The sequence below is a fragment of the Acidobacteriota bacterium genome (assembly GCA_016712445.1).
Taxonomy (GTDB): Bacteria; Pseudomonadota; Alphaproteobacteria; order Caulobacterales; family Hyphomonadaceae; genus Hyphomonas.
Window position 1 is genome coordinate 1,586,325 of record JADJRB010000001.1, and the last position, 20,924, is coordinate 1,607,248.

At 64.8% G+C, this 20,924-nt stretch carries 19 protein-coding genes; 11 read left to right on the plus strand and 8 right to left on the minus strand.

Annotated elements, in window-relative coordinates; genetic code table 11:
• Positions 1-4 precede the first annotated feature (4 nt).
• A complete protein-coding gene (locus IPK75_08100; GenBank protein MBK8198318.1) occupies positions 5-1,318 on the minus strand; it encodes a dicarboxylate/amino acid:cation symporter in 1,314 nt (437 codons plus the stop codon).
• Between the two features lie 112 nt (positions 1,319-1,430).
• On the opposite strand from IPK75_08100, the gene hrpB reads away from it, so the two are divergent.
• From hrpB to dacB, 3 genes are all read left to right on the plus strand, one after another.
• Entirely contained in the window at positions 1,431-3,872 is a 2,442-nt protein-coding gene (gene hrpB / locus IPK75_08105) for an ATP-dependent helicase HrpB (GenBank protein MBK8198319.1), read from the plus strand.
• 109 nt (positions 3,873-3,981) lie between these two features.
• Positions 3,982-5,124, plus strand: coding sequence for an aspartyl/asparaginyl beta-hydroxylase domain-containing protein (locus IPK75_08110; protein ID MBK8198320.1), 1,143 nt, complete (start codon positions 3,982-3,984; stop codon positions 5,122-5,124).
• 125 nt (positions 5,125-5,249) lie between these two features.
• Positions 5,250-6,644 (plus strand): D-alanyl-D-alanine carboxypeptidase/D-alanyl-D-alanine-endopeptidase, encoded by a 1,395-nt coding sequence (dacB, locus tag IPK75_08115; protein ID MBK8198321.1) that lies wholly within the window; start codon positions 5,250-5,252, stop codon positions 6,642-6,644.
• A gap of 8 nt (positions 6,645-6,652) precedes the next feature.
• Here the strand turns inward: dacB and IPK75_08120 are convergent, their stop codons facing one another.
• The 6 genes from IPK75_08120 to IPK75_08145 all read right to left on the minus strand — a co-directional run bounded on the left by IPK75_08120 (position 6,653) and on the right by IPK75_08145 (position 12,253).
• Entirely contained in the window at positions 6,653-7,081 is a 429-nt protein-coding gene (locus IPK75_08120; GenBank protein ID MBK8198322.1) for a hypothetical protein, read from the minus strand.
• 67 nt (positions 7,082-7,148) lie between these two features.
• Positions 7,149-7,796 carry an RNA pseudouridine synthase gene (locus IPK75_08125; protein MBK8198323.1) on the minus strand — a complete coding sequence of 216 codons (648 nt, stop codon included), beginning with the start codon at positions 7,794-7,796 and terminating at the stop codon, positions 7,149-7,151.
• On the minus strand, positions 7,793-9,211 hold the full coding sequence (locus tag IPK75_08130) for a HAMP domain-containing histidine kinase (GenBank protein ID MBK8198324.1): 1,419 nt from the start codon (positions 9,209-9,211) through the stop codon (positions 7,793-7,795). Before IPK75_08130 ends, IPK75_08125 begins: the two co-directional genes overlap by 4 nt.
• 58 nt (positions 9,212-9,269) lie before the next feature.
• Entirely contained in the window at positions 9,270-10,703 is a 1,434-nt protein-coding gene (locus tag IPK75_08135; protein MBK8198325.1) for an FAD-dependent oxidoreductase, read from the minus strand.
• Positions 10,696-11,418 carry a TVP38/TMEM64 family protein gene (locus IPK75_08140; protein MBK8198326.1) on the minus strand — a complete coding sequence of 241 codons (723 nt, stop codon included), beginning with the start codon at positions 11,416-11,418 and terminating at the stop codon, positions 10,696-10,698. The genes IPK75_08135 and IPK75_08140 overlap by 8 nt, the downstream gene beginning before the upstream one ends.
• Positions 11,419-11,422: 4 nt before the next feature.
• Complete coding sequence (locus IPK75_08145) at positions 11,423-12,253, minus strand: DUF547 domain-containing protein (GenBank protein MBK8198327.1); 831 nt, start codon at positions 12,251-12,253, stop codon at positions 11,423-11,425.
• Positions 12,254-12,410: 157 nt separating this feature from the next.
• On the opposite strand from IPK75_08145, the gene rpmH reads away from it, so the two are divergent.
• The 4 genes from rpmH to IPK75_08165 are packed head-to-tail and all read left to right on the plus strand — an operon-like array spanning position 12,411 to position 15,474.
• On the plus strand, positions 12,411-12,545 hold the full coding sequence (gene rpmH / locus IPK75_08150; GenBank protein ID MBK8198328.1) for a 50S ribosomal protein L34: 135 nt from the start codon (positions 12,411-12,413) through the stop codon (positions 12,543-12,545).
• 48 nt (positions 12,546-12,593) lie between these two features.
• Positions 12,594-12,962: a ribonuclease P protein component gene (gene rnpA / locus IPK75_08155; protein ID MBK8198329.1), complete on the plus strand. Its 369-nt coding sequence runs from the start codon at positions 12,594-12,596 to the stop codon at positions 12,960-12,962.
• A gap of 52 nt (positions 12,963-13,014) precedes the next feature.
• Complete coding sequence (yidC, locus tag IPK75_08160; GenBank protein ID MBK8198330.1) at positions 13,015-14,835, plus strand: membrane protein insertase YidC; 1,821 nt, start codon at positions 13,015-13,017, stop codon at positions 14,833-14,835.
• Positions 14,836-15,474 (plus strand): YihA family ribosome biogenesis GTP-binding protein, encoded by a 639-nt coding sequence (locus tag IPK75_08165; protein ID MBK8198331.1) that lies wholly within the window; start codon positions 14,836-14,838, stop codon positions 15,472-15,474.
• A gap of 10 nt (positions 15,475-15,484) precedes the next feature.
• Here the strand turns inward: IPK75_08165 and IPK75_08170 are convergent, their stop codons facing one another.
• Positions 15,485-17,602: an acylase gene (locus IPK75_08170; protein MBK8198332.1), complete on the minus strand. Its 2,118-nt coding sequence runs from the start codon at positions 17,600-17,602 to the stop codon at positions 15,485-15,487.
• Positions 17,603-17,776: 174 nt separating this feature from the next.
• Between IPK75_08170 and IPK75_08175 the strand changes: the two genes are divergently transcribed.
• Genes IPK75_08175 through IPK75_08190 form a run of 4 tightly spaced genes read left to right on the plus strand, consistent with a single transcriptional unit; the run spans position 17,777 to position 20,922 of the window.
• Positions 17,777-18,235 carry a GNAT family N-acetyltransferase gene (locus IPK75_08175; GenBank protein ID MBK8198333.1) on the plus strand — a complete coding sequence of 153 codons (459 nt, stop codon included), beginning with the start codon at positions 17,777-17,779 and terminating at the stop codon, positions 18,233-18,235.
• 45 nt (positions 18,236-18,280) lie between these two features.
• Positions 18,281-19,177, plus strand: coding sequence for an acetylglutamate kinase (gene argB, locus IPK75_08180; GenBank protein ID MBK8198334.1), 897 nt, complete (start codon positions 18,281-18,283; stop codon positions 19,175-19,177).
• Positions 19,152-20,186 carry a DUF1036 domain-containing protein gene (locus IPK75_08185; GenBank protein MBK8198335.1) on the plus strand — a complete coding sequence of 345 codons (1,035 nt, stop codon included), beginning with the start codon at positions 19,152-19,154 and terminating at the stop codon, positions 20,184-20,186. Before argB ends, IPK75_08185 begins: the two co-directional genes overlap by 26 nt.
• Positions 20,176-20,922: a pyrimidine 5'-nucleotidase gene (locus tag IPK75_08190; GenBank protein ID MBK8198336.1), complete on the plus strand. Its 747-nt coding sequence runs from the start codon at positions 20,176-20,178 to the stop codon at positions 20,920-20,922. Before IPK75_08185 ends, IPK75_08190 begins: the two co-directional genes overlap by 11 nt.
• Positions 20,923-20,924: the final 2 nt, after the last annotated feature.

The window sequence follows — 20,924 nt, forward strand, 5'->3', positions numbered from 1 at the left end:
GGTTTTACACCGGATCGCTTGCCCTGTAGACATCCTCGTCGAGCTCGCCTTCCCATTTCGCAACCGCCGTCGCCACGGCAAGGTCGCCGGTGATGTTGGTCACTGTGCGCATCATGTCGAGGATGCGGTCGAACGGGAACAGCAGCGCGATGATCAGCACGGTCTGGTCCGGTGTGGCGCCGACGATGCCCAGTGTGGTGGTGGCCAGAAGTAGGCTTACGGACGGCACGCCCGCGGTGCCAATCGACACCAGCGTCGCCATCAGGATGATCGTCAGATAGGTCGAGAAGGTCACCGGAATGCCGAGCGCCTGCACCGCGAACAAAGCGATCAGGCCCTGATAGAGCGCGGTGCCGTCCATGTTGATGGTGGCGCCAAGCGGCAGCACAGACGAGGCGACGGGCTTGCCGATGCCGAGGTTCTTGGTGGCGCAGGAAATGGTCATCGGCAGCGTCGCGTTCGACGAAGAAGTCGAGAAGGCCAGCGCCTGCGCATCAACCACGCCGCGATAGAAGGGCAGGAGCGGCAGCCGCACGACCCCTCGCACGATCAGGCCGTAGGTGATCAGCATATGCAGCGTGCAGGCCGCATAGTGCGCCAGCGTCATTTTGCCGAGCACGGTCAGTACCGAGAATCCGTACTGGCCGAGCACCCAGGCCATCAGCGCGAAGACGCCGATCGGCGCGGTCTCCATGACGATCAACGTGAGTTTCATCATCGCTTCAGCGGCGCTGTCGAACAGCTTGTGCAGAGGCTTGCCCGCGTCGCCTGACATCAGGATGCCGACGCCGAGTAGGATCGCGAAAAAGATGATCTGCAGCACATCGGCGCGGGCGAGTGCCGAAACCGGGTTGTCCGGAATGATCGACAAGAGCGTCCGCATCAGCTGTTCGCCGACCGATCCTGCGGGCGGGTTCGCGGCGAGCTTCTCCCGCGTGGCTTCGAGGTCGGCGGGCGTCGCCATGCTCGTGTCGAACCCGGCGCCCGGCTGGACGATCGTGCCCATCAGCAGCCCGAAGCAGATCGCGATCACAGTGGTGCCCATGTACATCGCCAACGCCCGGCCGCCGAGGCTGCCCAGCTTCTTGGGGTCGCCCATCGCCAGAACGCCCGACACAAGCGTCGTGAAAATCAGCGGCACGACCAGCATCTTGATGAGGCTGATAAAGGCGTCGCCGATCGGCTTTGCCCAGGCTGTGACATTGGCCGCCGCTTCGTCGTTGCCAAGGACCTGGCGCAACACGAGGCCCGTGATTGCGCCGAGAACCAGCCCGAGCATCACCCGCTTCCACAGATCGATCGCAAACCAAGCCTTCATACGCCGCATCCTCATTCAGCCCGGCCGGGACGGTAGGGGGCGGTGACCCGGAAGGCAACCTCCGCCGCGCGCGTCTTGCCATGTGGCGCGGCGTGGCCTTATCCCGTGGGCGATGTCTGCACCGCGCGCGCCCCTGCCGATCGATGATGTCCTGCCGGCGATCCTGAAAGCGTTCGCCGCGGGCAACCGGCTCGTGCTCGCGGCGCCCCCGGGCGCGGGCAAGACGACCCGCGTACCGTTGGCACTTGCCGGACTCCTCGACGAGGAACCGGTCGTGACGGGCCGTATCCTCATGCTCGAGCCCAGGCGCATCGCTGCCCGCATGGCGGCCGAACGCATGGCTGCGACGTTGGGCGAGAAGCTTGGCCAGACCATCGGCCTCACAACCCGTGTGGACCGCAAGGTCTCGGGGTCAACCCGGATTGAAGTGATCACGGACGGCTTGTTCACGCGCCGCATCCTCAATGATCCGGGGCTCGATGGCGTGGGCGCCGTGCTGTTCGACGAATTTCACGAGCGGAGGCTGAACTCCGACCTTGGACTTGCGCTCGCCCTCGAAGCGCAAGGCGCGCTGCGCGAAGACCTCCGCCTGCTGATCATGTCGGCGACGCTCGACACGGCCGCCGTTGCCGGCGCCATTGGCGCGCCGGTCATCGAAAGCGCCGGGAGGCAATATGACGTCGAAACGCGATACGTCGGCCGCTCGGATGATCGCATCGAGGACCGGATGCCGAAGGCTGTCAGGCAGGCTCTGCGCGAGCAGGAAGGATCAGTACTGGCTTTTCTGCCCGGCGCCCGCGAAATACATCGTACCGCCGAGGCGCTGACGGACCTCGGACCGGATGTGATTGTTGCGCCGCTTTTTGGCGCGCTTTCGCCGGCTGAACAGGATGCGGCCGTGTCGCCGTCACCGCCCGGCAAAAGAAAGGTCGTGCTTGCTACCGACCTGGCCGAAAGCGCGCTGACGATCGAAGGCGTCCGTATCGTGATCGATTCCGGTCTGGCGCGCGTCGCGGAAGATGAGTCCGGGGGGCTTGGCACTCGTCTGTCGACCGTGCGCGCGTCCCGGGCCTCGGTGGACCAGCGGCGGGGCAGGGCAGGGCGTACGGCGCCGGGTGTCTGTTACCGCCTGTGGGACGAAGCCGCGACGCGCGGCCTTGTCGCCGCGCCCATACCGGAGATCCAGTCGAGCGACCTGTCAGGCCTGGTCATGTCGCTCGCGGAGTGGGGCGCACGTGATCCGGCCAGGCTAACATGGCTCGATCCGCCGCCACCGGGAAAGTTCCGAGCGGCGGTGTCCCAGCTTCGGGCGCTCGGCGCGCTCGCGGAGGACGGCGTCCTGACGGCCAAGGGAAAAGAAATGTCGCGGCTGCCGATGGCGCCGCGCCTTGCCGCATTGATTGCCTCGGCGCCGACGCCCAGCGAAAAGGCGCTGGCTGCGGAAGTAGCCGCGCTGGTTGGAGAACGCGGCATGGGCGGGGAGTCGGTCGACCTTCGTGACCGGCTGCAGCGGTTTCGCGCGGATGGCAGTGCCCGTGCGCGCAGCCTGAAGGCCCAGGCGGCCGGCTGGGGTGGCGGCGCAAAGCCAGGGGGCGACCTCGCCACGCTGCTCGCAAATGGCTGGCCAGATCAGGTGGCTCGCCGGCGTCCGGGCTCTGACACGGCTTTCCTCATGACGTCCGGCCGGGCGGTCAGTCTTCCGGCTACAGATGGTCTCGCGCGATCTGAGTGGCTGGTCGTCGTCGATGTCGGAGGCGCGGCAAGGGAACCCCGCATTGCGCTTGCGGTACCTCTGCCTGAAGCCGAAGCGCTGAAGAGCCAGCCTGTCGTATCGGAAGACCGGGCGGCCTTCGATCCGGCAACCGGGAAATTCACGGCCCGGCGCGTGAAGTCACTCGGCGCGATCACGCTGTCCGAAGCGCCCTTGCCGAAACCTTCGGCGGAGGCAGCCGCTGCCGCCATGCTTGAAGCCGTCCGTCAAAGCGGTTTTGGCGCAATCGGCGCGTCGGAGACAATCGAAGAAACGTTGGCCCGCCTGCGAATCCTGTTTGCCGCGTCCCTTTTGCAGGATGAACCGCCCTTACCACAACGCCTCGTCGACAAGGCAGACGATTGGTTGCTGCCGCTCCTGCGCCGCAGGGGAGCCGTGGTGCCCAATGCCAGCGAGGTGCGCGATGCACTGATCCAGTCATTCGACTGGCCAGTGCAGGAAGCCCTGCGCCAGCACGCGCCGCTTTCGCTGGAACTGCCATCCGGGCAGGTAGCCCGCGTCGACTGGATTGATCCGCGCGCTCCGCTCGTTTCGGCCCGCGCGCAGGCGTTCTACGGGCTGTCTGAACATCCGAAGATTGCGTCAGGCCGCGTGCCCGTCACCGTGGAATTGCTTTCACCCGGCATGAAGCCGGCGGCCACGACGCAGGATCTCGTGCGTTTCTGGAGCGCTGGCTACAAGGACATGGCGAAGGACATGCGCGGCCGGTACCCAAAGCATGACTGGCCGGACGATCCTGCGTCGGCGCGCGCTCATGAAGGACGCACAAAGAAGCGCCTCTGATCCCGGGGGGAATCTGGTGGCGCAAGACGACCAATGCGGATATGCTTCGTTCTCGAAGTAGAACACTCTGTTCGGAAAGTTTCCAATAGTATTGGAAATAGGGTCGAAAATGGATGCGATGGTTGGATTGCCCGGATGCCGGCGCATCCTGATCGTCATGGTCATGCAGCTTGTGGTCCTGGCTGCGGCCGCCACCTTGTCGCTCCACATGACATTGTCCGGGCTTCACACGGATTTGATGGATTCCGCGATCGTCTTGCTGGCACTGCCGCTCGGTTTGCTGTTGCTCGTCTTTGCCAACCTGAAAGTCATGTCAGAGCCGATTGAGCTGCTCTGGAGCATCAATGCCAAAATGCGCATGCAACGCATCGTGTTCCCGGCGCTCTGGGCTGGATTGGCGCTCTTCGTGCTTGCGTTCGCAATCGAGCGCGTCGCGACTTTCAACACGTTCTGGCTAGCTTCAGTGGAAGCTCTTGCCTACGCCGCTCCGCTTGGTGCGCTGGCTATTCTCTCCCTGAACGGCATCCGGCGATACATCGCCATGAGGCGAGGCGCCGCCGAGATCGAGCGGGTGCTGGCGGAGAAAAGTCCGGACACGAACGGCCTGGAGCGTGTCAGGGTATCGTTCGCCAACGAGATGGGGCGCGCATCGACCAATGTCCGCCCCGGGCCACAGGGCTTCAACCTCGCTGGTCTGACCTCACGCCCCTTTCACGAGCCGGCAAGTTTCGAATGGATGCGAGCTTTCGAGCAGAATGCCGACGCAATCCGTGCTGAGGCAGAGGCGGTGCTGAAACTGCACGCCGGGAAGATCAGCATCTACAACTATCCGGGCCTCGAAGGCGACATGTGGAAAGCCTTCAAGCTGGTGGCCCGCCATGAGCCGTATGAGGACAACCTTGCGGCCTGTCCGGTCACCGCAAAGTTGCTGAAGTCGGTACCCGGCTATCCGGTGTTCCGGGATGCCATGTTCTCGATTCTCGAGCCGGGCGGCGTGATCACCCCTCACCGTGATGTGGGCAATATCTACCTCACAGCCCATCTCGGACTGCGTGTGCCGCCAGGCGGGTTCATCGAAGTGGCGGGCGAGCGCAGGCTCTGGCGCGAGAATGAATTCACTGTGTTCGATTCGTCATACGAACACCGGGCGGTTAACGACACGGACGGCCTGCGCGTCATTCTATTGATTGATTTCCTGCATCCGGAAGTCACCGGCGCTGAGCGTGAATGGATCCGGCAGGTCCATCTCTGAGACTGCAGAAACTGTAACCCGGTGAGCCGTCTTGGGCGCTCCCGTTCCGGCGAGGGGTGTGTTACCGGATTCGGGTGATGAACATGCTCGCCGCCTTGCCCCGTCGCCCTCTTGCTCGTCTGTTGATGGCGGGCGCCTTGCTTGCCAGTGCGGCCTGCGCTGCCACGCCTGCGCCGCCCGCGGTCACTGCGCCCGAAATTTCCGGGGTACGCCTCGGCGTCTATGTGGCCGCGCTCGATGGCAAGCCGGTCTTCGCCGATCATGCCGGTGACCGGTTCATCCCGGCTTCGAATACCAAGATTTTCACGGCTGCTGCCGCTTTCCATTACATCGAAGGGGTCGACCAGCCCGACCCCGCCCTGGCAACCCGCCTGCTGCTGGTGCCGGGCGACGCCGCAGCGCCGCCCTCTCTGGTGCTGAAGGGCGAAGGGGATGCGACCGTGCGCGATGATGACACGTGCGTGATCAACTGCCTGCGCGAACTCGCGGATGCAGTGGTCGCCGCGGGGATCACGCGCGTCGCAGATGTGTATGGCGACGATACTGCGTTTCCGTTCGAGCCCTTCGGGATGGGATGGAGCTGGAACAACCTGCCATTCTATTTCGGCGCGCCTGTCTCGGCGCTGACGGTGAATGGCAATGCGGCGGCCCTCCGCATCGCGCCAGGCGCGACTGAAGGGGATTCCGTGGACGCGGCCTGGCTGGCCGGGGAAGACCTGCTCCGGGTGCGCAACGAGGCGGTCACCAGCGCCCCGGGCAGTGAACTGGAGCTGAGCGTCCTGCGCTGGCCGGGCAGCGATGAGGTTCACCTGACCGGCACGCTGCCGGCGGGCACCTCGCCGCGCAACTACTTCCTCAGCGTACCGGACGCGCCACTGGCGGCGGCGGAGCGGCTTGTACGCCTCCTCTCGGCGCGCGGCGTCGAGGTGGTCGGCGCCGCCAAAGTCCGCACACGGAGCGACCCTGAACCAACGCAGGAATTGGCGCGCCTTTCCCCGCCGCCTCTTCTCGACAGTGTCGTCGATGTCCTCGAAGACAGCGACAACCTTTCGGCAGAGCTGCTGCTGCGCCATGTTGCGCGTGCAACCGGCGGGCAGGGCGCTGACGATGGGATCGATGCCGTCAACGCTATGCTAGTGCAGGCAGGCATAGACAGCAGCGGCGTGGAGATTTTCGACGGCTCTGGCCTGTCGCCCTACAACCGGATCACGCCGCTTTCGACGGTCCGCTTCCTCAGCTGGACAGCGGTCCAGCCCTGGGGTGACAGTTTTCGCAAGGCTCTGCCGGTTGGCGGCCAATCCGGATCGCTCGCACGCCGCTTCAGAGGTACCGCGCTCGATGGGCGCATCTTCGCGAAAACCGGCACGGTACAAGGCGTGAATGCGCTGTCAGGTTTCCTCGTTGCCGCGAGCGGTGAGACACTGGTCTTTTCGGTCATGGCAAACGACCGGCCCGTCGGCGCGGATGCCGTCGTGCCGCTGATCGATGCGCTGTTGCTCGAGATCGCGGCGGCGAACTGACCCGTCCGTCAGTTTGGCCGGCGTTCGTTTTCCTGGCCCCATTCGAGGCCCATAGATTTCTTCATCCAGTCCGAAAACGTATTGGGCTTGAGCAAAGCCTTGGCGTCCAGCGTTCCGAAGGAAACGAGCGGTCCGTCGACGCCTTCAAGACGGACGCCCCGAATGCGCTGCGCGCCGTTGGACCATTCCATGGATTGTGCGGGATCAAGGACCAGCATCACCTGGTGACCGCCGCGTCCCTCGTCGTCGCGCCCGAACACCAGCCCGTAGACCTTCTCGCGCCCCCACAAGCCGTGGCTCGATGCCTGACGTTTGCCGTCAAGCAGCACTTCGTCCCACAAGAGGTTGCGGCGCCATTGCAACACGTGCATGCGCTGACCTGCGACGACCTTGATGTCGACCTCGTGCAGCGTGACGCGAACCAGCTCGGCATGCATGGCGGAAACCCCTTCAAGCGATTTATCGTTTTTCAATATATGTCTGGGCGGCCCGCGTCAACCTGGATCAGAAGGGGCAAGCCGCTTCCAGCGTGATGGGCGCTCCGGTGGCGGGATGGCAAAACGCCAGCCGCTCGGCATGCAGGGCAAGGCGCGGCCGGGCAGCGCGCGCGTCGCCCTCCGCGTAGAATTCATCCCCGAGGATCGGATGCCCGGTTGCGGCCAGATGCACACGCAGCTGGTGCGAGCGCCCCGTCAGCGGCGTCAGGGCAAGCCGCGAAGCGCCGTGCCATCTCTCGAGCGTTTCGTAACGCGTCCGGCTCGGCTTGCCGATGTCCGTGTCCACCTTCTGGAGCGGCCGACGGGGCCAGTCCGTGATCAGGGGCAAGTTGATCTCGCCGGCAGCCGGCTCGGGCGCGCCCCAGACATCAGCGATGTATCGCTTGGACATTTCACCCCGCTCGAAAAGTCCTGACAAGGCGCGCTGCATGTCCTTGCCGCGCGCAAACAGCAACAAGCCGCTTGTCGCCATGTCGAGCCGGTGCACCGTCAGCGCATCGGAAAATTCCGCCTGCACGCGTGATACCGCGCAATCTGCCTTGTCTTCTCCCCGTCCGGGTACGGACAAAAGGCCCGCTGGCTTGTCAATCACCACCAGCGAGTCATCGGCATGCACGATCGCGAGCGCGGCCTTGGGCGGTGAATACACGTTCAAGGCGCCAGTCCCGGCAGGGTCAGGCGGAACGATGTTCCGGTCTCGCCGGTCGCGACCAGCTCAAGGCGGCCGCCCAGTGCCTCGGCGAGTTCCCGGGCGATCACCAGCCCCAATCCCGTCCCGTTGGTGCGGGTGGAGCCGGCAAAGGGTTTGAACAGGTTCTCGCGCGCACGCTCTGGCAGGCCGGGCCCGTTGTCCCTGAACACCAGGCCGCCGTCGACAAGTTCGACCTGGATCCGCGCTGCTGGCGTGTTCGCCTGTCTCATCGCTTCGGCGGCGTTGCGCATCAGGTTCGACGCTATGCGGTGCAAGTGATCGGGATCGCTGGAAAATGCGAAGTCTAGCGGGATGTCTGTTTCCATCGTGGTCCCGCTGCCGTTCAGCGCTTCATCAGCCGCTTCCCGAAGGATCGTACGCAGGCTGACGGTCTGCATGCGCGGCGGGCGCGGCGCGGCCTTGCCATAGTCCAGGGTCGCTGTGGCGAGTTCAATGGCCCGCTCCAGCGCCCGCTCAAGACGCGGTGCGGCGCGGATCACGCGGGGGTCTTCGGATTTCGCCAGCACGTCTGACACCAGCTGCGCCGAGGCGAGAGAGTTTCGAAGGTCGTGGTTTATCTTGGCGACCGCGCTGCCAAGCTCGGCCAGATGGGCGCGTTGCCGGAAGGCGTCTGCGACCGCTTCCTCCATGCCGGACAGCGCATTCTGCGCGCGGCCGATTTCGTCGCGCCGCGTGGTTGGGGAAAGCCGCTGCGTCCAGCTGCCCGGATCCTGGCTGAACTGCTCCACACTGACTGTCACCCGCTTCATCGGTCGCACGACCAGCACGTCCAGTACGGCATAGATGAGGACCGCAGCCACCAGCGCGATCAGCAGCGACAGACCGGCAACGCGCCAGGCGAAAGCGACCATGGCGGCCTTGAGCGGCGCCTGCGGCAGCACGACCTCCAGCACGCGCCCCTCGCCGGAGCCTTCGGCCATGACGATCAGGATCTGGTTTGCCGGTGCGAAATACTCTGACAGCGCCGCCGCCGAGCGGCCCATCATCGTCGTTGCCCGCAAATCGATCGTGCGGGCTGGTCCTGTGATGTCGACCGCCGGGGCCAGCAGCTGGATGTGCATGTCGTCTTCGATCTCCGCGACCGCGAGCACCTCGGCTTTCGTCAGGAGGCTCTGCGAAAGTTCGGTCGACACTTCGCGCATCGGCGCGGCATCCAATGCCAGCGCCGCAATACGGGCCGCGGCGACACGTTCTTCCAGCCACTGCGTTCGCAGTCCGCTGACCGAAGGAATGAAGATCAGGAATTCGGTGAAAAGTATGGCGCCCAGCGTCAAGGCAAAGAGGCGTCCGGACAGGCCTTCGGCGAAACGCCGCAGGCCTGGCGCCGACATCGGTTTGGAAGCAGGTGGCGGCGTCATCACCGGCTGACGCTTAAGCGAAATCTGCCGGAAAAGGAACGGGTTCCCGCGTTCGCCTTCAGGGAATTCGTTGCAGGATGCCAACCAGCGTACGGGCCGGCTTTCCGAACACGCTGGGGGTGAAATAGGCAGAGGCCGCCCGCTTCACGACTTCGGCCCGGGTGGGGTAGGGCGAGATGAAATTGGTAAGCGCTGTCAGTTTCAATCCGTTGGACATCGCCACCGAGACAAGCTGCAGGATGTCGCCGGCGCCGTCGCCAGCGATCGAGGCGCCGATCAGCTTGCCCTTGTGCAACACAAGCTTGGCCTCGCCGGCCGTCTTGCCTTCCGCAATCGCCCGGTCGTTGTCATGGAAGGGGAAGGCCGATGTCTTGACCCCGTCGCCATACTTTGTGCGCGCCTCCGCTTCGGTCAGGCCGATCTGGGCGATTTCGGGTGAAGTGTAGGTGACCGCCGGGACGGGCAGGCTTGCCGCCGTGCTAGCCTGCTTGAAGAAGGCGCGCCGGATGAAGACCGAGGCGTGCCAGCCCGCCACATGCGTGAACTGTTCGCGCCCGGCCGCATCGCCCAGCGCCCATACGCGCGGATTGCTCTTCGAGCGAAGGGTGTCCCCCACTGTGATGCCGCCTGGCGAGTGGTCGACGCCGCCTTTGTCGAGGTCGAGACCATCGAGCACCGCGCGCCGTCCCAGTGCCACCAACAGGTGAGATCCCTGTACGGAGGTTTCGCCCTTCGGTCCCAGCGCATGGACCGCCACTGCGCCTATGCCGCCCGATACCCGCACCGCCTTGTGATGCTCGAGGATCGTCACGCCTTCGCTGCGCAGCGCGTCCACCGCCAGCGCGGCATGCGCCGCATCCGCCCGCGCCAGGGCGCGGTCCATTTCGATCACGGTCACCTTCGCGCCAAGGCGGCTGAAAGCCTGTGCCAGCTCAAGGCCGATCGGACCGCCGCCGAGCACCACGAGGTGCGAAGGAAGCGCAGGCATCGAAAAGATCGTTTCGTTGATCAGGTAGGGCACATCCGCCAGTCCGGGAATCGGCGGTACGAAGGCGCGGCTACCGCTGGCGACGATGATCCGGCGCGCCTTCACGCGAACAGAGTCCGACACGACCGTGTTGCGGTCTGCAAACCGTGCGGCTTCGCGGATCACGGTGCAGCCGAGGCCTTCGAACCGTTCCTGGCTGTCGACCGGGGCGATTGTCTCGATGGTCTTGCGCACATGCGCTTTCACGCCTTCCCAGTCCACGCGCGCCGGGGCGATCTGCACGCCGTATCTGGCGGCTTCGTCAGGCGCGTGCGCGGCTTTCGCTGCCGATAGCAGTGCCTTGGATGGCACACAGCCGTAGTTCAGGCAGTCGCCGCCCATCTCGTGCTTTTCAAAAAGGACCACTTTCAGGCCAAGCATGGCCGCGCCAGCGGCAGCCGATAGCCCGCCAGAGCCCGCGCCGATCACGCAGAGGTCAGCCTTCAGTGTGCGGAGCTCAGGCATCGGCGGGTACCTTTTTCGGAAACAGCTTCTTGAAAGCCACCGGCAGCAACGAAACGACGCCGAGCGCGATGAACGCGGGGATCAGGTTTCCGGCGACGCTTGCAAGGTCGGGGTCTTCGCCCGCTGCGAACGTCGCGCCGAGGCCCGCCCCGATCCACGTGTAGGCCAGCACGCCCGGAATGATCCCCAGCGCGGTCGTGATCACATAGTCCCGGAACTTCGCGCCAAATATGGCCGGTGCGATGTTCGCCACCGGGAAGGGGACCACCGGCAGGAAGCGCAACGCAAACATGTAGGAGACGGCATCCTCCTGGAAGCCCTTCTCCAGTTTCTGCACGAACGGTCCGGCCCGCTCGCGCAGCGCGGCGCCTACCGATGACTTGGCGGCAAGGAACAACGTGCTCGCGCCGAGGGTCGCGCCGGCGATCGTCGCCGGTGTTCCGCCCCAGAGTCCGAAAAGGAACCCGCCCGCGATCGTGATCCACAACGCGCCCGGCAACATCAGCACAGTCGCGGCGGCATAAACCGCGACATAAATTGCAAAGGCCAGCACAGTGTGTTCGGCGACGAACCCACTCAGAACGGCCTGCTGATCTCGCAATGTCTCCAGGGACAGGTAGCGGTGCACGCCGCTCGCCCAGGCTGCGGCAAGCGCCGCCAGGATGAGGGCGACCGGCCATAGCCGGCGCCAAAGGGGAGTTCGGTTTTGGGTCATGATTTCAGCGTTTCTTGAGTCTGGCCGCATCATTGAGCGACCAGTCATAGGTGTATCGAACTATCTTCGGCTTGGCGCGGATCTTCTCGGCAAGGTCCGGTTCGGCATATTGCAGCAGGTGGTCGATCACAGCTTCCTTCGAGCCACCGAAATCAGCCTCGAACCAGTCATAGATTGACGACAGGACAAGGCCTTTTGATGTAACCGTCACGCCGCGCTTCTGGTTGATGTAGGCGCGGGCCGCGTCGGCAAGGTCTTTCTTGAGCGTTGCCGCTTCCCATGCCTTCACGCGCAGGTTCGGGCAGCTGTAGGAGGCGCAATTGATCGAATAGTGAACTTCCGGTGTCCCCCACACCTTGCGTAGGATCTTGTGCTCGATGGCATCCAGCGACACTTCGCTGCCGCCGGCACGGACCTTCACGTCCTTCCAGGGACCCGTCAGGTAGCCGTCCTTGATCGACTTGACCGGATAGCGCTCGACGATGTGGCGCACCGTCACGGCATTGTAGAGGTTGGCCCAGGCCGCGAAATTGGCGTCGGTGCGGGCAGAAAGGTCTGTCTCGGCAAACCGGGCAATATAGGCGTCCAGCGCCGCCCGGTCGGCCTGCGAGGCGGCGAGGCCGGCATAGTCGAAATAAGCGATCCCGTCGCTTCCGGGCTTGACGTAGAGCTTGAGCAGCCGTGTCCAGTCGGCGTGTTGGGCAGGCATTGTCGTCTCCGCAGCAGGCGCTGGCGAGATATCAGCGAAAGCCGCCGCCGGCGAAAGGGCGGCCGCAAGGGCAAGCAGGCCAAGCGCCGAACGGCGGCCGAACTTGATCAGGTCGAAACGTGTCATGCGAGCGGCATAGACGGTCTCACGCGGCGGGGCATATCACGACACGGTGAATTAACCTCGCCCTGCGACCGCTTTTTTGCGCTTGTTCCGGCTTGACCGCGTCCGCGCCCGCCTGTATTGCCCCCGTTTTCCAAGTTCCAAGCCTCAGAGCAGTTCCATGAAACGCACTTTCCAGCCGAGCAACCTCCGCCGCAAGCGCACCCATGGCTTCCGTGAGCGCATGGCCACCAAGAGCGGCCGCAAGGTGCTGGCACGCCGCCGCGCCAAGGGCCGCAAGACCCTTTCGGCCTGATCCTTCCCAGCCGGGCCCGGTCAGGGCCTGCCGACCGGGAGGCCGATCATGTCCGGCCCCGAAAAAACAGACCTTCCCGAAACGCGCCGCCTCAAGAAGCGGCGCGAATTCACGTTTGCCCGTGATGGTATCACCGAGCGGCGCAAGTCCGTCGTGGTGCAGGCCCGCGCCCGCGCCGGCGGCGATCCTGGGCTCCATGTCGGCGAGGGCTTCACCGCGACGAAGAAGATCGGCGGCGCGGTCCAGCGCAACCGGGCAAAACGGCGCCTGCGCGAGGCGTCCCGGCGCCTTCTGGCCCGCTATGGGCGCCCCGGTTGGGACTACGTCTTCATCGCGCGCGAAGCGACGCTGGATGTTGGCTGGTCCCGATTGCTTGACGATATGGAAAGCGCGCTGATAAGCCTCGCGCGCGTCTGAAACGCCCTGCCTGAACCGGGCCAAAGTCCCACAAATCTGCGGAATCTCCCCCATGGAAAAAGAAGAACAACGCAACTTCCTGCTGGCCATGGCCGCAATGATTGCGTTCGTCTTTCTCTATCAGATGTTCGTGATGGAGCCGGCGCAGAAGAAATTCCAGGCCGAGCAGGCCGCCAAGGCGGCGCTGGAACAGACCGCCACCGTCGACACCGCCGCTGCCGAAGCCGTCAAGCCCAAGGACCTGCCCGAGGCGCTCGCCGCATCGCCACGCGTCAAGATCGACGCGCCAGCGCTCGACGGGTCGCTGCGCCTCGCCGGTGCGCGCATCGATGACCTGCGCCTCAAGAACTATTATGTGACCGTCGAAAAGCAGGAAGAGATCCACCTTTTCCGGCCCGAAGAAACCGAGTTCGGCTATTTCACCACTTTCTACTGGGCGGATGGCAACACGCTGGTCGCCGGGCGCAACTCGCCCTGGACGCAGGTCGGCGACGGCACGCTCAGCGCCGCCTCGCCGGTGACACTCCGCCTTGAGACCGACGGCGTCACCATCGACCGGCAGGTTTCGGTCGACGACAACTACCTCTTCACCTTCCGGGATACTGTCACCAACACATCCGGCGCTGCCAAGACGCTCCGCCCCATCGGGTCGATCGAGCGGGAAGGCGACTGGCAGAGCTTCGTCAAGGCCACCGATCCGGCCTCCGCCGGCAATAGCGGCCTTGCCCACATGGGCCTGATGGGCGTCACGGACGCGACGCTCCGCCTGCAGAAGTACAAGCCGCTCATGGCGTCCAAGAAGATCAAGGGCGAAGCCGCCGACGGCATCTTTCCGTCCACAAAGGGCGGCTGGTGGGGCCTGTCCGACATGTACTGGATGAGCGCACTGGTGCCCGACCAGGCAAGCGCCTTCGCCGCCTCGGTCAACCGCTCAAGCCTGTCGCGCGGCGGCCCGCTGGAAGTGCGCACCGAGGGCGCCGACATCACGCTCGCACCCGGCGCGGCGACGACCATCGAGAACCGCGTGTTCGCCGGCGCAAAAAAGTTCGAAGTGCTGCGTGACTACGAAAAATCCGCCGGCATCCCGATGATGATCGACGCGATCGACTGGGGCTGGGCCTACTTCCTCACCAAACCCTTCTTCTACATCCTGCACTGGCTGCACGGCCATGTAGGCTCATTCGGCTGGGCAATCCTTGCCTTCACCGTTCTGGTGAAGCTGCCGCTCGTTCCGCTCTACAATGCCAGCTTCAAGTCGATGGCCAAGCTGAAGAAGCTGCAGGAACCGATGAAGGATATCAACGAGCGCTTCGCCGCCGACCCGCAGCGCCGCCAGCAGGAAATGATGAAGCTCTACAAGGAGACCGGCGCCAACCCGATCGGCGGCTGCCTTCCCATCCTTGTCACCATCCCGATCTTCTACGCGCTCTACAAGACGCTCTACGTGACGCTCGACATGCGCCATGAGCCCTTCTGGTACATGAAGGACCTGTCGGCGCCGGACCCGACCGCCATCGGCAACCTGTTCGGCCTGCTGCCCTGGGCCGCCAGCGACATCAAGGCGATCCCGGTCGTCGGCATCATCATCGGCATCGGCCTCCTGCCGCTGCTCTACGGTGCCACCATGGCGACCCTGCAGTCGCTGTCGCCGCCGCCGCCCGACAAGATGCAGGCCCGCATCATCATGGCGATGCCGCTGGTGTTCATGTTCGTGTTCGGAGGATTTGCCGCCGGTCTCGTGCTCTACTGGGTCTGGTCGAACGTGCTGACGTTCATCCAGCAGTACACCATCATGCGCCTCAACGGCGCCGAGACCGAGGTCGGAAAATTTGTTGCCGGCCTGCTCGGGCGCCGCAAGGCACCGGCGGAATAAGTGGACACGCCGTCCTTCTCCGACGACCAGATCGAAGCGGGCCGCCTCCTGTTCTCAGGATCGGCCAACTTCGTGATGGGCGTGGTCGACCTGAAAGGCCTGCCGCCGGCTGATCGCCTCGAGGTCTGCTTCGCGGGCCGTTCGAATGTCGGCAAGTCGAGCCTGATCAATGCGCTCACCGGCCGCGCCAAGCTCGCCCGCTCGTCCGCGGAGCCGGGACGCACCCGCGAGCTGAACTATTTCGACATCGGGGACGGGCGCCTTTTCCTAGTCGACCTTCCGGGCTTCGGTTATGCGCAGGTGTCGAAGACGCAGGTCGCGGCCTGGCAGAAACTGATCAAGTCTTACCTGCGCGGCCGGCCGAGCCTGCGCCGCGTGTTCTTTCTCGTCGATGCCCGCCGCGGCCTGATGGAAACAGACAACGAGATCATGGACCTGCTCGACAGCGCGGCAGTCAACTACCAGATCGTCCTGACCAAGGTCGACAAGGTTCCAAAGGCCGAGGTCGAGAAGACAGCTGCCGGCGTTGCCGCGCGCCTGAAAAAGCGCGGCGCCGCCCACCCGGTCGTGCTGCAGACCTCCTCGGAAAAAGGCTGGGGCATTCCCGAGCTGCGCGCCGAGATTTCGTCCTTTCTCTGATCCCGCTGCGTCAGTCCTTGCCCGGATGATATGTGCGCGTCGCATCCGCCATGACACCAGCCTTTGTCAGAAGCGCCGTGCGCCAGTCTTCATGGGCGAATAACGGTGCCTGATCGGCATAGTGCGGCGACGAGGCGTCCAGCGTTGCGCTGCCGAAAGGACTGATCACGCGGGCCGTCTGCCGGCCCTCGGCGTCCCACGCGACCAGCGCAATCCAGGTGTCGCCCGCCGACATGTGCAGCTCTCCGTCGTCGCGTATCTCCTTCGGGTACACGGCCCGAAGCGTGTCCGGTCCGCCGCTGATCGCCAGGCTCACGGCGCCGCGCACCAGCCGGTTCACCTCGCCCCATTCCGGATCGATCCGGCCGTGGTGCAGTTTCAGCCAGGCAACCGCTTCGCGGAAGGCTGTCTCGGGTGGCGGCGCCTTGACGTGCGTGTACTTCTCCGTGATCGCGCGCTGCGTGGTCAGGCTGCCCAGCGCCGCTGTCCGGCTGGAGGCGTCCGTGCCATAATCCCAGCTTGCCAGCAGCGCGGCCGCCTCGGCCATTTCGGGTTCACCTGACCAGTCGGCCGCCAGCACGGCCTTGACCACCGCGTCCGCTTCCGAGCCTTGCGCATACCTGTTGTCAAACTTGATCGCCAGCAGGCGCGCCTCGTCGATGGGGTCGCCGTCGCCCGTCAGTTCCATGACGCGCAGTGAGCGATTGGTCTGGTTCGTCTGCAAGCCCATCGATTGCGGAAAGTCTTCCGGCTTCAGGTTGTCGGGGCCGTCCGTCGCCGAATAGGGCGTATTGTTCGAGTTGAAGATGAAGCCCGAGGCGGGGTTGATGAGTTTCGGCACCGCGTCCCATGCGCGGTATCCCTGCCAAATGATATCTGAGCGGTCGCCCGGCAGGTCGCCCGCCCAGTCCCAAGCGTCGTTGCGATCCGGGTACTGTGCATTATGGATGAAGGCGATGTTGCCGTCCTTGTCGCCGTAGACGTAATTGATCGAAGGAAGGGCATTCATCGCCATGGCGCCCATGAACTGGTTCATGTCCGCAGACTTGCCCAGCCGGTAGTATTGTTCCAGCTGCCGGATCTCTCCCATGCCCGCATAGCGGATGGCATAGGTGCCGGTTGGTCCCTCGATCACCGGTCCGTGCACGGATCGCTTGACCGCCCGCGTCGCCGGGAACGCGAACGGGCCTGCCAGTTTCACGTTGATGCGCGCCTGCGTGATCTCGAAATCGGTCCACTTCCCGTCCAGCCAGTACTGGTTCTTGTTGTCGGGATTGATCGTCAGCACGAACGTGTCTACGAGGTCCTGCGCGCTTACGGTGTTGGCCCAGCCGAGGTTCTTGTTGAACCCGTGCAGGATCACCGGCGTACCCGGGAACAGCCCGCCCGTGATGTCGAGCCCCTCGCCGGACGTGACCTGCGCCTCATACCAGGCGACCGGTCCGGTGAGGGGTTGGTGAGAGTTGATCACCAGGCGCGTGACACCGTCGCCGGACCTTGCCGGCGAAACGGCAAAGGCGTTTGACCCCCGTTCGCTGGCCGAGCGCGGCGCCAGGAGAAACGCCTTCTTCGGGCCGGCGGGATCCAGCGCAATGGATTGCGTATAGTCTTCGCCGAACAGCTTCAGCAGCGTGTCGTCCAGGCCATAGAAGAACGGCGTCTTGAACATGAAGCCCGCGACAACGTCTTCCGCCCGGAACGGGGCGAGGCCCGCCCATGTCTGTTCCGGATGCTCCGAGGCGTAGAGGTTGAGGCCGGCCACATAACCCTCTGCCATGGCCTTCACATCCGCCGGCACGTCAGCGTCATACCGGGCATCAACCGTCTCCCACACGCCCAGCAGGGAGGCGATATAGTCAATCGGCGCCGCGTCCTTGCCGCGGTAGCGCGCCAGCACACCGCGCGCTGCCGCAACGGTCTCCTGGATCGTCTCGAAATCGTCCTCCGCATGCGCATAGGCGAGGCCAAACGCGGTGTCGGCGTCGCGCGCGCCGTAGATGTGCGGCACACCGAAACTGTCGCGGATGATCTCGGCATCATAATTGGCCGCAGCGGCCGCGAGGGAGGCTGCCGGGGGGCTGACCGCCCAGCGGATGCCAGAGCCATGCGCCCAGCCCGGCCAGCCCAAGCAGGAGCACGGCGCCCAAGATGCCCATAATGCGTTTCATGTCCTGCCCCTCTGCCTTGTTTTCCGTCATCTCTACCGGCTCATGCGGCGCTTGTCGCCTGCACGCGGCGGGCCTGCTTGAACACCGCCCGCGGCTCGTCTAGCCAGAGCGTTCCTGACAGGCTGCGCCCAATGATCGAAATACGCCCCGATGACCTGACCGGCGCCGAGATCGCCGATCTAATTGCCATCCATGCCGGCACCATGCTCGCTGCCTCGCCGCCCGAGAGCTGCCATTTCCTGCCGATCGACGGCCTGCGCCAGCCGTCCGTGTCGGTGTGGAGCATCTGGGACGACGGCGCGCTACTCGGCTGCGGCGCGCTGAAGGACCTCGGCGACGGCACGGGCGAGATCAAGTCGATGCACACCCGCCAGGCCCTTAGGGGCAGGGGGCTCGGCCGCCAGATTCTCGCGCACATCCTCGCCGAAGCGCGGCGCCGCAACTATTCCGCGCTGTATCTGGAAACCGGCTCGATGGACGCCTTCATCCCGGCGCGAACGCTCTATGCCGCCCACGGCTTCGAAACCTGCGGCCCGTTCGGCGACTATGTCGAGGATCCGCACAGCGTGTTCATGCGTCTTGCCCTCGGCTGATCGGGCATTGCGCGGCGCTGCCAAAACGCTTTAGACACCGGCCCCATGACCGACGCCCAGTCTCAGGCCCAGCTGACGGCCCGCACCCTGTCCGAGGCGCTGCCCTACCTGCAGCGCTATGACAATCAGACCATCGTGATCAAATACGGCGGCCATGCCATGGTCGATCCGGAACTCGCCAAGGCCTTCGCCCGCGATGTGGTCCTGCTGAAGCTGCTCGGTGTCCACCCGGTCGTCGTCCATGGCGGCGGCCCCCAGATCGGCGCGATGCTCGCCAAGCTCGCCATAAAGTCCGAGTTCAAGGACGGCCTGCGCGTCACCGACGATGCCACTATGGAAGTCGTCGAAATGGTCCTCTCCGGCCCGATCAACAAATCCATCGTGCGAGCCATAAACGCGGCCGGTGGCAAGGCGGTCGGCCTGTCCGGCGCAGACGGCAACCTGATCCGCGCCCGCAAGGCCACCAAGACGACCAAGGATCCCGACAGCAACATCGAGAGCATCGTCGATCTCGGCTATGTCGGCGAGCCCGAACATGTCGATGTCGCGGTCCTCAAGGCGCTGCGCGATTCCGATGCAGACCTCATTCCGGTCGTCGCCCCGGTCGGCATCGGCGAAGACGGCGCCCGCTATAACATCAACGCCGATACGGCCGCCGGCGCGGTCGCCGCAGCCCTCGGCGCCAGCCGTCTCCTGCTGCTGACCGATGTCGCAGGTGTGCTCGACAAGCAGAAAAACCTGATCCGCGAGATCGCCGTGAAGGACATCCCGGGCCTGATCGCGGACGGCACAGCTGCAGGTGGTATGATTCCAAAACTTGAAACGGCAGCACATTCCGTGATTCATGGCGTCGGGGCGGCGGTAATCCTCGATGGGCGTGCGCCGCACGCCCTGCTCATGGAGCTGTTCACTGAACATGGCGCTGGAACGCTTGTTTCTTAGGACCGCAGCCCTCGTGGTTGCCACCCTCACGGCGCTGGCATTGCCGGCCCGTGCTCAGGCCGAAGACGGGTGGGAGCTGTGCAACCGCACCAGCTACATCATCGAAGCCGCAGTCGGTCACGCCCAAGGCACGGGCGTGTCGGTGGATGGCTGGACCAAGCTGCCCCCCGGCACCTGCAAGAATGCCCTTCCGGGCCCGCTGACGCCCGGCATCCATTACCTCTACGGCCGGGGCTCCTCCGCCCACCAGGGCGGCGGGCGCGAATGGGGCGGCCAGCACGAACTGTGCGTCGACCCGACCGGCGGTTTCTCGCTGGAAAGCCCGCCGGACTGCGCGGCCATGGGACTCGAGGCGCAGGGTTTCCGGCCGGTCGACATCAAGGCGGCCAAATGGTCGAACAATTTCACCGAGATCGAAAACTGGTCGCTCGACAATGCCCGCAACGCCGGCCTCCAGCGCCTGCTCGATGAGGCGGGCATCGTCTCGGGCAATATCGACGGCTTCATCGGCGGGCGCACCCGCTCGGCGATCAACGACTTCCTGAAGCTCAAGGGCCTGCCCGCCGACACGACCGACGCCGATCTGATCGACTATCTCGAACAGGCCGCCGACGAGCGCAGCCGCAGCGTCGGCTTCACGCTGTGCAACCGCACCAAGAACCGCATCTGGAGTGCCATTGCCCGGCGCAGCACCGAGGGCTGGGAAAGCCGTGGCTGGTGGCGCATTGAGGCAGGCGGCTGCGCCCGCGTCGTGGACCGGCCGCTGCGGGGTTCGGAACACTTCGTCTATGCCGAAATGGAAGAGCCGACCGGCCTGCGCACCCTGTCACGCGCCTCTGAAGCCTTCTGCGTCGGCCGCGCCAAGTTTGCCATTCCGGGTCGCGACAATTGCGAAAGCAGCTCCTACCGGACAGCCCTGTTCGCCCGCACACCGGCACCGACCGAGCGCAAACTCGTCTACGAGTTCTTCGAGCGCGATTTCACAGACGCGGCCGCGAATGGCGATTAAACTGCTGCCCACCCCGCAGATGGCCCACGTTGCAGACTGGGTCTTCGACCTCGACAACACGCTCTATCCCGCCGAGTGCGACCTGTTCGCCGAGATCGACACGCGGATGACCGATTTTGTCGCCCGCCTTACCGGGCTTGAGCGCCTCGAGGCGCGCAAGCTGCAGAAGCACTACTATGCCACCTACGGCACGACGCTCTCGGGCCTGATGACCGAGCATGGTCTCGATCCCGCAGAATTCCTTCACTACGTGCACGAGATCGACCTGTCGCCGCTTCCGGACCTGCCGGCGCTCCGCGCAGCGATCGAGGCGTTGCCGGGCCGCAAGTTCATCTACACCAACGGCCCGCGCCGGCACGCCGAGCGCGTGACCGAAAAGATGGGCCTCGCGCATCTGTTCAACGACAGTTTCGGCATCGAGGAGAGCGCGTTCACCCCGAAGCCGCACCTCTCCGCCTATGAGGGGTTCTGCAAGCTCCACAAGGTCGAGCCGCAGGGCGCTGCCTTCTTCGAGGATCTCGCGCGCAATCTCCTGCCGGCCAAGTCGCTCGGTTTCACGACCGTGCTGGTGCACTCCGAAAAGGACTGGAGCCACGAGCCGATTGAGGCGCGTCCCGCCGGGGCAGGGGACGTGTTCGGGGGTGACGGAGCAGACCACATCGACTACATCACCGGCGACCTCGCCGGGTTTCTCGACTCGGCGCGGCCCAGGCCCGGCCCGATAGAGAAAGACTGACG

Coding starts and splice junctions, on each gene's coding strand:
- IPK75_08100 (MBK8198318.1), bottom strand. CDS start 1,318: ATGAAGGCTTGGTTTGCGATCGATCTGTGGAAGCGGGTGATGCTCGGG.
- hrpB (MBK8198319.1), top strand. CDS start 1,431: ATGTCTGCACCGCGCGCGCCCCTGCCGATCGATGATGTCCTGCCGGCG.
- IPK75_08110 (MBK8198320.1), top strand. CDS start 3,982: ATGGATGCGATGGTTGGATTGCCCGGATGCCGGCGCATCCTGATCGTC.
- dacB (MBK8198321.1), top strand. CDS start 5,250: ATGGCGGGCGCCTTGCTTGCCAGTGCGGCCTGCGCTGCCACGCCTGCG.
- IPK75_08120 (MBK8198322.1), bottom strand. CDS start 7,081: ATGCATGCCGAGCTGGTTCGCGTCACGCTGCACGAGGTCGACATCAAG.
- IPK75_08130 (MBK8198324.1), bottom strand. CDS start 9,211: ATGACGCCGCCACCTGCTTCCAAACCGATGTCGGCGCCAGGCCTGCGG.
- IPK75_08135 (MBK8198325.1), bottom strand. CDS start 10,703: ATGCCTGAGCTCCGCACACTGAAGGCTGACCTCTGCGTGATCGGCGCG.
- IPK75_08140 (MBK8198326.1), bottom strand. CDS start 11,418: ATGACCCAAAACCGAACTCCCCTTTGGCGCCGGCTATGGCCGGTCGCC.
- IPK75_08145 (MBK8198327.1), bottom strand. CDS start 12,253: ATGACACGTTTCGACCTGATCAAGTTCGGCCGCCGTTCGGCGCTTGGC.
- rpmH (MBK8198328.1), top strand. CDS start 12,411: ATGAAACGCACTTTCCAGCCGAGCAACCTCCGCCGCAAGCGCACCCAT.
- rnpA (MBK8198329.1), top strand. CDS start 12,594: ATGTCCGGCCCCGAAAAAACAGACCTTCCCGAAACGCGCCGCCTCAAG.
- yidC (MBK8198330.1), top strand. CDS start 13,015: ATGGAAAAAGAAGAACAACGCAACTTCCTGCTGGCCATGGCCGCAATG.
- argB (MBK8198334.1), top strand. CDS start 18,281: ATGACCGACGCCCAGTCTCAGGCCCAGCTGACGGCCCGCACCCTGTCC.
- IPK75_08185 (MBK8198335.1), top strand. CDS start 19,152: ATGGCGCTGGAACGCTTGTTTCTTAGGACCGCAGCCCTCGTGGTTGCC.
- IPK75_08190 (MBK8198336.1), top strand. CDS start 20,176: ATGGCGATTAAACTGCTGCCCACCCCGCAGATGGCCCACGTTGCAGAC.